This is a genomic window from Gammaproteobacteria bacterium (assembly GCA_016705365.1).
Classification (GTDB): domain Bacteria; phylum Pseudomonadota; class Gammaproteobacteria; order Pseudomonadales; family UBA5518; genus UBA5518.
The window spans coordinates 44,591-56,476 of record JADIYI010000002.1; the positions used below are offsets into that span (position 1 = coordinate 44,591).

Annotated in this window: 12 protein-coding genes; 9 read left to right on the forward strand and 3 right to left on the reverse strand. The window is 64.2% G+C overall.

All coding sequences use genetic code 11. The features are described from left to right. Position 1: 1 nt before the first annotated feature. Positions 2-886, forward strand: a complete 885-nt coding sequence (locus IPF49_00395; protein MBK6286100.1) for a hypothetical protein — start codon at positions 2-4, stop codon at positions 884-886. A gap of 46 nt (positions 887-932) precedes the next feature. On the opposite strand, the gene IPF49_00400 is transcribed toward IPF49_00395, so the two are convergent. From IPF49_00400 to IPF49_00410, 3 genes are all read right to left on the reverse strand, one after another. Then, positions 933-2,195 (reverse strand): sulfotransferase, encoded by a 1,263-nt coding sequence (locus tag IPF49_00400; protein MBK6286101.1) that lies wholly within the window; start codon positions 2,193-2,195, stop codon positions 933-935. A 62-nt stretch (positions 2,196-2,257) separates the two neighbouring features. Next, a complete protein-coding gene (locus IPF49_00405) occupies positions 2,258-3,445 on the reverse strand; it encodes a DUF1214 domain-containing protein (GenBank protein MBK6286102.1) in 1,188 nt (395 codons plus the stop codon). A 125-nt stretch (positions 3,446-3,570) separates the two neighbouring features. Further along, positions 3,571-4,554 carry a malate dehydrogenase gene (locus IPF49_00410; protein MBK6286103.1) on the reverse strand — a complete coding sequence of 328 codons (984 nt, stop codon included), beginning with the start codon at positions 4,552-4,554 and terminating at the stop codon, positions 3,571-3,573. Between the two features lie 188 nt (positions 4,555-4,742). Between IPF49_00410 and ttcA the strand changes: the two genes are divergently transcribed. The 8 genes from ttcA to IPF49_00450 all read left to right on the forward strand — a co-directional run bounded on the left by ttcA (position 4,743) and on the right by IPF49_00450 (position 11,857). Next, positions 4,743-5,579: a tRNA 2-thiocytidine(32) synthetase TtcA gene (gene ttcA, locus IPF49_00415; protein ID MBK6286104.1), complete on the forward strand. Its 837-nt coding sequence runs from the start codon at positions 4,743-4,745 to the stop codon at positions 5,577-5,579. Between the two features lie 152 nt (positions 5,580-5,731). Then, positions 5,732-6,085 carry a flagellar hook-basal body complex protein FliE gene (gene fliE / locus IPF49_00420; GenBank protein MBK6286105.1) on the forward strand — a complete coding sequence of 118 codons (354 nt, stop codon included), beginning with the start codon at positions 5,732-5,734 and terminating at the stop codon, positions 6,083-6,085. Between the two features lie 32 nt (positions 6,086-6,117). Continuing rightward, the gene (fliF, locus tag IPF49_00425; protein ID MBK6286106.1) at positions 6,118-7,815 is read left to right on the forward strand and encodes a flagellar M-ring protein FliF; all 1,698 of its coding nucleotides are present in this window, start codon (positions 6,118-6,120) and stop codon (positions 7,813-7,815) included. Beyond that, positions 7,808-8,824: a flagellar motor switch protein FliG gene (gene fliG / locus IPF49_00430; protein MBK6286107.1), complete on the forward strand. Its 1,017-nt coding sequence runs from the start codon at positions 7,808-7,810 to the stop codon at positions 8,822-8,824. The genes fliF and fliG overlap by 8 nt, the downstream gene beginning before the upstream one ends. Before the next feature lie 29 nt (positions 8,825-8,853). Further along, positions 8,854-9,618, forward strand: coding sequence for a flagellar assembly protein FliH (locus tag IPF49_00435; GenBank protein ID MBK6286108.1), 765 nt, complete (start codon positions 8,854-8,856; stop codon positions 9,616-9,618). Continuing rightward, a complete protein-coding gene (fliI, locus tag IPF49_00440; protein ID MBK6286109.1) occupies positions 9,608-11,020 on the forward strand; it encodes a flagellar protein export ATPase FliI in 1,413 nt (470 codons plus the stop codon). Before IPF49_00435 ends, fliI begins: the two co-directional genes overlap by 11 nt. After that, positions 11,017-11,457: a flagellar export protein FliJ gene (gene fliJ / locus IPF49_00445; GenBank protein ID MBK6286110.1), complete on the forward strand. Its 441-nt coding sequence runs from the start codon at positions 11,017-11,019 to the stop codon at positions 11,455-11,457. The genes fliI and fliJ overlap by 4 nt, the downstream gene beginning before the upstream one ends. Before the next feature lie 4 nt (positions 11,458-11,461). After that, on the forward strand, positions 11,462-11,857 hold the full coding sequence (locus IPF49_00450; GenBank protein MBK6286111.1) for a response regulator: 396 nt from the start codon (positions 11,462-11,464) through the stop codon (positions 11,855-11,857). Positions 11,858-11,886: the final 29 nt, after the last annotated feature.

Below are 11,886 nucleotides of genomic sequence, written 5' to 3' on the forward strand. Positions count from 1 at the left end.
GATGGCCAGGGCACGCGCCACCCAGGGTGTCGACCTCGTTCTTGCATCGTTGCTGGTTCTGCTGATGCTGCGCGCCCTGCCGGTTGCAGCCGGAGATTTGCCAGGCTGGTCGCGAATCGATTTCGAGGCGCACAAGTTCCTGCTCAGCGCCACCGCCAGCGTGCGGCTGCGCCATGCGGATCGCGCCGAGTTGCTCGAGGTGCCAGGTTACGAGGTCCGCGTTGCGCCACCGGGATCGTTGCTGCGCATGGAAGCCGCGAGTTCATTTCTGATGTCCGAATCGCGGACGCTGTTGTGGCTCGATGGCGACACCGTGCAATTGTTGCAGAAGGAGCGTATCGATGAGCGTGGCTACGGACGCTACAAATCGAGCCGTGTTCTTCGCGACGGCATCTACCGGTGGCAGCGACGTGCCGAGGCCGATGACGCCAACGCCGAACCGGCAAGCTGGCGCATAAAACGTGAAGGCTTCAGCCCGACAGCGCCGATCGGTGATCGTGCGTATACGGATACCCTGGCGCTGTTGCTGGCCGCCGCGGCGTTGGTGCAGCGCGGCGACGCGGTCGTTGAGTGGTTGGTATACGATGACGGGGCTTTGCGCGAGGTCACCATGCGCGCCGATGGCGAGGTGGATTTGCGTATTCCCCATCGGCAATGGCAGGGTGATAAAACGATGCGTATCAGTACCCCGACCCGCTGCCTGCGGGTGCGCGTGGCGGCGCGCAGCCAGGCCACGGAAGAAGCGGAGTTCAGCCTGCTGGGGCTGCGCGGCGAGTTGCTGATGTACCTCGACCTGCGCTCGGGCGCGGTGCTGCGTATCAGTGGTCAGGAGCCCCGGATCGGGGCGCTGACGATCAATGCCACCCGCGTCTACCTCGTGCAGTAACCGCGAGATTGGGGGCCGCGCGCAGATCGAAGAGTCAGAGGCGGTGCTACGCAGCCTCGTCTGGTACGCCGAAATAATGCTGATAGCGCCGAAAATACTCGCGCTGGCGGCGCACCTCGTCGCTCTCTCCCAGGCCGTATTCGTGGCGCCCGAACTTGCCCTTGGGTTTATCTCGCAGGTATTGGCGCATCCGCGCTTCGACCTCGACAGTCAACGTCAACCCGAGCTGGCGGTAAACGCTGCGCAACGCCACCAGCGGCTGTTCGACCAGATCCGCATACAAAGAGTTGGAGCACTGCTGTCGGGGAATGGCGTCTTGCTCCAGCCAATCGATCACCCGATCGAGCCGCATCGCCATATGGTGCGGTGACAGCAAGCCCTCGAACGCCGTCACGTCCAGCGGCTTGTCGCTGCGCATCCAGTAAAAGGTACCGGCAAGGTTGGTCACCGACGCCTGTGCGCGCAGCGGATCGCGATGAGTGAACAACACCCGCGCATCGGGGAAAATTCGGAATAGCACAGGCAGATAATTGAGGTGCGAGGGTGCTTTCAACAGCCAGTGCGTGCGCGGGTTACGCCACTGCCACAGCTGCAGCATCCGCCGGTAGAAAGCATACGGATACTCCCAGTTTGCCCGCGTGGAAAGCCATTCCATGTAACTGGGCACCTGGAACAAAAAGGGAATATTCTCGCTAACGAAGGTGCAGGACTGCGCGATGATGCACTCGTTGGGCAGCCGTGCATCCATCTCGTGCATGGTGGCGTAGCTTGGGGTCACCCGGCTCCATTGCGTGATCAGCTGCTGGCAGCGCTCGATGCGCGGATCAGTATCGTAAGTCGCACGCTTGGGTGGCGGATAGGGGAACATCATTTCCCAGTGTCGGGGCGAGCCGAACTGCGGATCCTGGGACAACAGCTCGAACAGGATCGAGGTGCCCGATCGTGACAAGCCGGCGATTACCAGCGGCCGATCGATGACTTCATCGGCGATTTCGGGATGCTGCCTGAACGCCGCCTCGACGCCCAACAGCGCCTGCAGCCAGACCAGAATATCGCTGCGTGTCATCAGCCTGCCGAAATAATGCAGCTCGGCTTCCTCGTTGAGGGACCTGATCAGGATTTCAAAGGGTTCGCGCCACTCATCGCTGCCGAAATCGTTGAAGCCCGTGGCGCGCCTGGCGGTACCGATCAGCTCATCGGCCTCCAGCGGCACCAGGTTTCTGATATCCGCGTGCAGTGCCTCGGCATTGAAGCGCCGCAGCCAGTCGGGTCTCGGCGGTGGTGTCCAGTGTATTTCGCGGTTATCCATCATGCTCTTCTCATCATCGTCCGCTGCGCCGGTGATCCGCGCCCGGAATCTGCGGATCAGGGTCAGTATCCGAAACGCCTGGTCACGCCGCGCCGGCGCGCGGCGAGCTGCTCGCGGCGCTCCGCCGGAGTAATTCGTCTGACCGTGGCAGGCACGTGGTCGCTCAACGCGCTGAACTCGATCTGCGTACATTGGGGGATTGGCTGTCGTTCCGACAGCATCCAGCGATAAGTGATATAGCCTGCAGCAAAGCCGGAGCAGTCCAGCCAGTTGGGCAGGCCGGGATCGGTATGCGCCACCACCACGATCAGCTCGCCGTCGTCCTCGAGCCGTGCATAGTGCATATTGGTATTGGAGAGTCGATAGCGGTAGTCCATCGTCTCCCACCAGCAATTGCCGAACTCCACACCCCAAAACACGCATTGCGGCGGCACCACGCGGATGATCAGTGCCTCATCCGGCGGCAGCTGCCAGTAACAGACCAGTGGATCGCCGCCCGGTGTGGCATCGATCCGGTTTTTTTCCAGCTGCCAATAGGAACGAAATTGATTCGGGTAATCCTTCCATTTCTCCAGCATCGCGGGCCAGTATTCGATCGAATCCTGCAGCCATCGTCCGGCGTCCCCGAGACCCTGCGCCAAGCCCGCCGGCGACAACTGTGGCGGCGGCAGCGCGGGTCCCGAGATGCGATCGATCTGCGCGCGCAGCGGGCGTTCGTTCTCCCAATCGGCGAAATACTGGCGGATGGTGACGCGAAAGGTGCCGGGAGTGGTGCGCAGCCAGTTGCCAGGCTGTGGATCGGGGCCGATAAGGAGTTCGAAACTGCCATCGACTTCGGTTTTCAACTCATGTCCGTAGAGCGTGCTGACCACGCGCCCACCCCAGGGCGTTGTGCCGGTCTCGACGGCTACCACCGAAAAATAGCGCGAGGTGCCGCGGTCGCCACTGATCCGGTAGAGATCGGTGCCGTTGATCTGGGCGCCGACGTAGACGCAGTCCGAGTTGTCACCGCCCTGCTTGCGGGTGGGATCGAAATAGCGAGCCAGCTCGGGGAACAGCGGGTCCTTGTATTCGTAGTTGAACTGCAGCGCCAGGGAGATGTTGCGGGCAATCTGCTGGAATCCGGCGGCACGATCCAGCGAATAGGGCGGCACCTGCTCGCGCAGCGGAATGCGGCCTGCCGCTTTCAAATCGTCGCAAAAACGATCCCACGCCGCAGCAAGCTCGGCGATGTCATTGTTGGCAGTCATGGCAATCGACCCTCGGCTTGGCGAGCAACGCAGCGGCAAATGCTCGCGGCAGGTGTGAAGCCCGACCCATCGTGGTTCGCGGGTCGGACTTTATTGCTGTGCCGGCGGCGCGGGAGCGCTATTGCTCAGGGCAGCAGATGCGCCACCGCATCACGCTCCTCGGCCAGCTCCTTCTCGGTTGCCTGCAGGCGGGCACGCGAGAAGTCGTTGACGGCTGCTCCCTGAACGATCTGCCAGTCGCCGTCGCGGCAGGTGCAGGGGAATGAAAAGATCAAGCCTTTCTGGATGCCATAGCTGCCATCGCTGCAGACACCCATGCTGACCCAGTCGTTCTCCGGCGTGCCGAGTGCCCAACTGCGCATATGGCCGATCGCGGCGTTGGCCGCGGATGCCGCACTCGAGGCGCCACGCGCCTTGATCACGGCGGCGCCGCGCTGCTGCACCGTGGGGATGAACTCTTGCTCGTACCACTGCTGGTCCACCAACTCGAGTGCCGCCTTGCCGTTGACCCGGGCGTTGAACAGGTCCGGGTACTGGGTGGAGGAGTGGTTGCCCCAGATGGTCATGTGGCTCACCGCGTTCACATCGCTCCCGGTCCTGACCGCAAGCTGGGTCATGGCGCGGTTGTGATCGAGGCGGGTCATCGCGGTGAAGCGACGCGGATCGATGTCGGGCGCGTTGCGCTGGGCGATCAGGGCATTGGTGTTGGCCGGGTTACCGACCACCAGCACCCGGATATCGCGCGCGGCCACGGCATTGATCGCCTTGCCCTGTACCGAGAAAATTGCCGCGTTGGCTTCCAGCAGATCCTTGCGCTCCATGCCCGGTCCGCGCGGCCGGGCGCCGACCAGCAGTGCATACTGCGCATCGCGAAAGGCCTCTTCGGCCTGGTCGGTGCACACCATGCCCGCCAGCAGCGGGAAGGCGCAGTCATCGAGTTCCATCGCGACACCGCGCAGCGCTTCGAGCGCCGGAGTGATCTCGAGCATATGCAGAATCACCGGCTGATCGGGCCCAAGCATCGCGCCCGAGGCAATGCGGAACAGCAGGCTGTAGCTGATCTGGCCGGCGGCGCCGGTTACGGTTACACGAACGGGTTTTTTCATCACGGGTTCCTGTGCAGTGGGGATGCCTGGCGTTTGCCCGCCGTGAGGGCAGCGGACTTTGGAGGCTGGCGATTGTAAAGGGTGAATCCCGCTCGCGCCATCGCCCCACGCAACTGTGACCGGGTCGCGGGACGTGGGCGCGCCATTGGCATTAGAATGCGCGCCCGTTCAAGCCGACAGGGAGCACGGTCGTGACGCCGGCGGATCCGCGAAAAAGCCGTACCGAATTCAACAAGTTGCAGAAACGCCTGCGGCGCAACGTGGCGCGTGCGATCGATGATTTCCGCATGATCGAGAGCGGCGATCGCGTGATGGTGTGCCTGTCGGGAGGCAAGGATTCCTACGGAATGCTCGATATCCTGCTGAACCTGCAGCGGACCTCCACCCTCGAATTCGAGATCGTCGCGGTCAATCTCGACCAGAAGCAACCCGGCTTTCCCGAGGAGGTGCTGCCGCGCTACCTCGAATCGATCGGCGTGGCTTTCCATATCCTCGAGCGCGATACCTACAGCATCGTCAAATCGGTGATCCCGGAAGGGAAGACCACCTGCGGTCTGTGCTCGCGCCTGCGGCGGGGCAATCTATACAGCTTTGCCCGCGAGATCGGCGCGAGCAAGATCGCCCTCGGGCATCATCGCGACGATATTATCGAGACGCTGTTCCTCAACATGTTCTTCAACGGGAAGTTGAAGGCGATGCCGCCCAAGCTGTTGAGCGACGCCGGTGACAATGTCGTAATCCGGCCGCTCGCCTATTGCAGGGAAGAGGATCTGGCAGCGTTCGCCGCATGCCGGGACTTTCCGCTCATTCCCTGCAACCTGTGCGGCTCGCAGGAAAACCTGCAGCGTCAGGAAATCAAGAACATGTTGCGTGACTGGGAGCGACGCTATCCCGGGCGCAAGGAGGCGATTTTCTCGGCGTTGTCCCATGTTGCTCCCTCGCAGCTCGCCGATGTCGCGTTGTTTGATTTCGCCTCGTTGCGTGCGCAACTCCCGCTGGCGCAACGTATCGGTGCCCTGAATATCTAGAGCCTGTCTCCTGGCGGTAACTGGCCCGGATTATGCAGCCGCAATCCGAAGAGTCTCCGTCGATGCCGATATCGTCAAATATCCGTCGTCGGTGCGCCCGCTCGTGACCGCGAACGGGTTCTCGGGCATTTTTCGGTCAGGGGAGAAAGCAAATGGTCGAGCGCGCGGATATCAGCCAGGTGTTGTCACAGATGCGGGCGGTGCAGGCCCAGCTGCAACGGCCGGTCAATGATGTTTCTGCGGCGGCCATTGCACCGGCTCAGTTCCAGCGTCCGCAGCCGGAGGCGAGCTTCGGGGAATTGTTCAGCCGTGCCATCGACAGCGTCAACGATACCCAGCAACAGGCCAACCGCCTGCGCGATTCCTATGAAGGCGGACAGGCCGGGGTTAGCCTGACGCAGGTGATGGTAGCTGCCGAGAAATCGGGCGTCGCCTTCGAGGCGATGACCCAGGTGCGCAACAAGCTGGTCGATGCCTACAAGGAAATCATGAGCATGCCGGTTTGAACCGGCTGAGGGCGAGGGGGAGCTAGGCAGCCATGGCCGACAACGAACAGGGCGCGGGCAGTCAGCTTCCGGTCCTGACGGGAGCGGCGGCGGCATTGCCGGCCAACCCTTATCTGGAGGGGATCGCGCGCCTGCCGATTCCGCGCCAGATCGGTGTGATCGTCGGGCTGGCGGCCAGCGTTGCTCTGGCGGTGTGGGTCGTGATCTGGTCGCAGGGCGCAGATCTGCGACCCCTGTACGGCAGCCTCGAGCACCTCGATGCAGCGGCCGTGGTCAGTGTCCTCGAGTCGAACAAGATCCGTTATCGCATCGACGAGAACAGCGGGATACTGCTGGTCGATGCCGCCCGCATCAACGATGCACGGTTGAAGCTCGCTGAAGCCGGCATGCCGGCCGAGACGGCCGCGGGCTTCGAGCTGCTGGACCAGGAGCAGGGTATCGGGACCAGCCAGTTCATGGAGACCGCGCGTTTCCGTCGCAGCCTCGAAGGAGAGCTGGCTCGCACCATTTCGAGCATCACCAGCGTCAAGGGCGCACGGGTGCATCTGGCCATTCCCGAACGCTCGGTGTTTCTGCGCGATCAGCGCAAGCCGAGCGCATCGGTGCTGCTCGAAGTGCTGGCGGGGCGCAGCGTGGCGGAGAGCCAGGTGCGCGCGATCGGCAACCTGGTCGCCTCCAGTGTTCCGGATCTGCAGCTTGCCGAGGTCACGATCGTCGATCAGAAGGGCAACCTGCTGTCGAACTTTAGCCAGGACGCGGACGCCGCGGCCGCCAACAAGCAGCTCGAATACACCGCGAAGCTGGAGATGCAACTCGTGGAGCGCGTCCAGCGCATGCTCGATCCGGTGCTCGGCAGCGGTCGCTACAAGGCGGAGGTAACCGCCGACGTGGATTTCACCGCGGTGGAACAGACCGACGAGATCTACAACCCGGACCTTCCGGCGATACGCAGCGAGCAGAAACTCGATGAACAGCGCTTGCCGGGCGATGCCGGTGCCGGGATACCGGGAGCGCTCAGCAACCAGCCTCCGGCTACGGGCGCGGCACCGGAAGTCGCGACCGCGGCAGCCGGTACCGAGGCGGTCGCAGTCGAGCAGCCGCGCAATGTGCGCAGCCAGTCGACCCGGAATTACGAACTCGATCGTTCGCTCAGTTACACCCGTCACCAGGTCGGGCGGGTGCGTCGCCTCAGCGTGGCGGTGGTGCTCGACAACCAGAGCAGCGTCAATGCCGAAACCGGAGAACGCTCCAGCGTGGCCTGGGATCCGGCGACGCTCGAGCGCATCACCACGCTGGTGCGCGATGCGGTGGGTTACGATGCCGCGCGTGGCGATAGCGTGAACGTGGTCAATGCCGCGTTTTTCAGCGTTCCCGAAGGCGAAGAGGAGTCCGTTTCGATTCCTTTCTGGCAGCAGACCTGGTTTTTCCCGGTGCTGAGACAGAGCGTGGGAGTGTTGTTTATACTGCTGCTGGTTCTCGCGGTGATACGCCCGGTGTTGCGTTCGCTGAGCAGCAACGTGAAGCAGTTGCGCGCCATCGAAGAGCGCCATCGAGTCGAGAAAATGCTCGCCGAGGCTGCAGCTGCACAGGCCGTCGATGACGAAAAACTGATGCTGCCCGGACCCAAGCGCGAGTACGAACGGCGTCTTTCGGCGGTGCAGACGATGGTCGAGGGCGATGCCGAGCGGGTAGCCCAGGTGGTGCGCAAGTGGGTAGGAGAAAATGACTGAGCAAGTGGCGGGGCTCGAGCATCTGAAGCCGCTCGAGCAGGCGGCAATCCTGTTGCTGTCGGTTGGTGAGAGCAACGCCGCACGCATCCTGCGCTATCTGTCGCCCAAGGAGGTGCAGCGGGTGGGCTCGCAGATGACCCGTATGAACGATATCAAGGTCGACGATGTGAACCTGGTGCTCGAGCAGTTCCTGGTCGAAGTCGGCGCGGCGACCGGTCTCAGCATGGGAACCGAAAACTATATTCGCAACGTGCTGATCGAGGCGCTCGGCGACGAGCGCGCCAATACCCTGATCGACCAGATCCTGATGAGTGACAAGACCAAGGGTCTGGAGGCGCTGCGCTGGATGAACCCGAAGCTGGTCGCCAACACGATCCGCAGTGAACACCCCCAGATCCAGGCGGTCATCCTGTCGTATCTGCACGCCGACCAGGCGGCCGAGGTGCTGACCTACTTCAGTGAAGCGGCACGCGCGGAGCTGGTGCTGCGCGTCGCGACGATGGAGACCCTGAACGCCTCCGCGCTGAAGGAACTCAACAAGATCGTGGAAGGCGAGTTGAGCGGCAGCGGTTTGCAGCAGGGCCAGAGGATGGGCGGCGTCAAGTTCGTGGCCGAGATCATGAACAATCTCGATAGCGCGGCGGAGCAGGCGCTGCTCGACCAGATCAAGGAGTCGGACGAGGTGCTCGGAAGTCGCATCCAGGACATGATGTTCGTGTTTGACGACCTCAAGGATGTCGACGCCGGAGGCATCCAGGCGCTGTTGCGCGAGGTTTCCTCGGAAGTGCTGGTGCTGGCGCTGAAGGCCGCGGACGAGGAGCTGAAGGCCAAGATCTTCGGCAACATGTCCAAGCGTGCCGGGGAGTTGCTCAAGGAGGATCTCGAAGCCAAGGGGCCAGTGCGCGTGAGCGATGTGGAGAACGCGCAGCGCGAGATTCTCGCCGTGGCGCGACGCATGTCGGATGCCGGAGAGATCAGCCTCGGCGGCAGTTCGGAGGCCATGATATGAGCTGTGCGCCGTCATGGCAGGCACATTGAATGAGCCAGCGGCGCATCCCCGCGCAACGATCGCTGGCCTATACCCGCTGGTCGTTGCCGGCGGTCGGGCAGGGCCCGGTGCTGAAGGCCGAAGCCGCCCGTAGCGAGCGTCCTGCGCCGGCGCCGCTGGCCGAGCCCTGGCGTCGTGAATCTCTCGAAGAGCAACTGGTGGCGAATATCCGCTCCGGTCGCTTCGCGGCGGGAATCAGCGCCAGCGAGCTCGAGGCGATCGTGCGCGATGCCGCGGAGGAGGGACGCGAGGACGGGTATGCCGAGGGCTTTGCCAAGGGGCTGCAGGAAGGACATGTCCAGGGACGCGCCGATGGGCTCGCTGCCGGGCGTGGGATCATCGAGGACGCAGCCACGCGTTTTGCGACGCTGATCGACGGCATTCAGAATCCGCTGCAGCATCAGACAGAAAAACTGCGTGCGGCGATGCTCTCACTGGCCACGCGCGTTGCGCGCGCGGTCATAAGAAGCGAACTCCGCACCCAGCCGCAAAGTATCGAACGGGTGGTGGCCGAGGCGCTCGCCGCGCTGCCGCTTGGCGCCCGCAACGTCCGTGTGTTCGTCTGCGCGGCCGATCGGGAACTGCTCGGGCAATTCGGCGGCGAGGCACGCAACTGGCCGCTCGATGTCGATGACTCCCTGGAGCCCGGAGACTGCCGCGTCGAGGCGCGGGATTCGGTGATCGACTACAGCGTGTCGGCGCGCCTCGACGCGATGCTTGCACAGCTCCATGCAGGCGGGGCAGATGAGCCGTGATATTGCGGAGTATGTGCGGCGGCTGGAGGCCGGGCTGCGGGTGGATTGCGCACCCGTTGCGCAAGGCAGCCTGACCCGTGTGGTCGGGATGACCCTGGAAGCCGTGGGCATCGATGCCGCGCTCGGCCAGCGCTGCCTCATCGTCGCGCCGGGAGCACGCTCGGTCCAGGCCGAGGTTGTGGGATTCGCCGCGGATCGGGTGTTCCTGATGCCTACCGAACGGGTCGCGGGCTTGCGTCCCGGACTGCGGGTGCGCCCGCTTGTGCAGCAGTCCACGGTGCCGGCCGGAGATGGCTTGCTGGGCCGGGTGCTGGGCGGTTCGGGCCAACCCCTGGACGGACGCGGCGCGCTGCACGGCGTGCACTTCGTCGAACTCGACGCGCATCCGATCAACCCCTTGCATCGCGCCCCGATCCGCAAGGTGCTCGATGTCGGGGTGCGCTCGCTGAACGGTTTGCTGACGGTCGGGCGCGGGCAGCGGCTCGGCATTTTCGCCGGCAGCGGTGTCGGCAAGAGCATGCTGCTGGGCATGATGACACGCTTCACGGAAGCCGACGTGACCGTGGTCGCGCTGGTCGGCGAGCGCGGGCGCGAGGCGCGCGAATTCGTCGAGGATATTCTTGGTGCAGACGGCATGCGGCGCGCGGTGGTAGTGGTCTCGCCGGCCGATGATGCGCCGCTGATGCGCCTGCGCAGCGCACGGCTGGCGACGCGTATCGCCGAGGATTTTCGTGATCGCGGCAGCAACGTGCTGTTATTGATGGATTCGCTGACCCGTTTTGCGCACGCACAGCGCGAGGTCGGCCTGGCGGTTGGCGAGCCACCGGCAACGCGCGGCTATCCGCCGTCGGTGTTTGCGCGCATCCCGGAGCTGGTCGAGCGCGCGGGAAACGGCGAAATCGGTCACGGTTCGATCACGGCGTTCTATACGGTGCTTACCGAGGGTGACGACATGCAGGATCCGGTGGCGGACGCCGCGCGTGCGATACTCGACGGCCACGTGGTGTTGTCGCGAACCCTGGCCGAGGAAGGCCTCTACCCGGCGGTCGACATCGAGGCCTCGATAAGCCGCGCCATGCCCGCCATTGCCGACCCCGAGCACCGGCGCAATGCGCAGGAATTCAAGAAGCTGTATGCGCGTTTTCAGCAGAACCGCGACCTGATCAGCGTCGGCGCCTATGCGCCGGGCAGCGACGAGGACACGGATCGGGCGATCGCGCGGATGCCGGTGATGCGCGCCTATCTGCAGCAGGGGCTCGATGAGCGTGTTGATCACCCGAGCAGCGTCCGGCAACTGGCGATGCAGTTTGACAATGCACCCGCCGAAGTGCGTCCCGCAGCGACGGCCGCACGCCGGCAACTGCGCAGCGCGCTGCCGGTGGCGCCGGTCGAGACCCCGTGAAACGCTCGCGGCGTCTGCAGACCCTGGTGCGCCTGGCCGGAGCGGCCGAGCGCCAGGCCCGGCTGCGCCTGGCGCAGACCAGCCAGGACCTGGGGCGAAAAGAGCAGCAGGGCCGCTTGCTCGAGTCCTATGATGTGGAATACGCCGCGGGCTGGATCGAGCGCGGGCGCGTCGGGCTGAGCGGTGCGGACCTCGGTCGGCTGGCCGCGTTTCGCGCGAGCCTTGCTTCGACCATCGAGATCCAGCAGGAAGCCGTGCGAACCGCACGTACCCAGCTGGCGCGGGACGCGGGCAACTGGTCGCAGGAGCGCAATCGTATGCGTGTATTCGGAGACCTCGTCGAGCGTGCGCGCGACCAGGAGCGGCGCGTGGCGGAGCGCAGGGAGCAGCGTGCAATCGATGACCTGCGCGCCGGTGGTGTCGATACCGGTGAGTAACGGGCTGAAGATCCTGGTGGCGGACGATTTCGAGAGCATGCGCCGGATAGTGCAGCATGCGCTGAACAGTGTCGGCTTTCACGATGTGACGCTGGTCGGGGATGGGAGCGCCGCACTGGCCCTGTTGCAGAACGGTTCCTTCGACTGTCTGATTACCGATGCGCTGTTGCCCCAACTCGATGGTCTCGAACTGTTGCGTGCGGTACGCGCGGATCCGCGATTGCACTCCCTGCGCGTACTCATGCTCAGCGCCGAGGCGCAGCGCGCGCAGATCATCGAGGCGATGCAGGCAGGCGTCGATGGCTACCTGGTCAAGCCGTTCACGGCAGCCACCCTCAAGGCCAGGATCGAACGGGTGATGGCGGGCAGCGGGTCCCAGCCGGCGAGCCGCGGAGTATGAAGGCGGCTGGCGCGGCAGTTGCATTGCGG

What these genes read in the sequence shown, in the direction of transcription:
- IPF49_00395 (MBK6286100.1), top strand. Translation starts at nt 2, where the DNA reads ATGGCCAGGGCACGCGCCACCCAGGGTGTCGACCTCGTTCTTGCATCG.
- IPF49_00400 (MBK6286101.1), bottom strand. Translation starts at nt 2,195, where the DNA reads ATGGATAACCGCGAAATACACTGGACACCACCGCCGAGACCCGACTGG.
- IPF49_00405 (MBK6286102.1), bottom strand. Translation starts at nt 3,445, where the DNA reads ATGACTGCCAACAATGACATCGCCGAGCTTGCTGCGGCGTGGGATCGT.
- fliE (MBK6286105.1), top strand. Translation starts at nt 5,732, where the DNA reads ATGGTCGAGCGCGCGGATATCAGCCAGGTGTTGTCACAGATGCGGGCG.
- fliF (MBK6286106.1), top strand. Translation starts at nt 6,118, where the DNA reads ATGGCCGACAACGAACAGGGCGCGGGCAGTCAGCTTCCGGTCCTGACG.
- fliG (MBK6286107.1), top strand. Translation starts at nt 7,808, where the DNA reads ATGACTGAGCAAGTGGCGGGGCTCGAGCATCTGAAGCCGCTCGAGCAG.
- IPF49_00435 (MBK6286108.1), top strand. Translation starts at nt 8,854, where the DNA reads ATGAGCCAGCGGCGCATCCCCGCGCAACGATCGCTGGCCTATACCCGC.
- fliI (MBK6286109.1), top strand. Translation starts at nt 9,608, where the DNA reads ATGAGCCGTGATATTGCGGAGTATGTGCGGCGGCTGGAGGCCGGGCTG.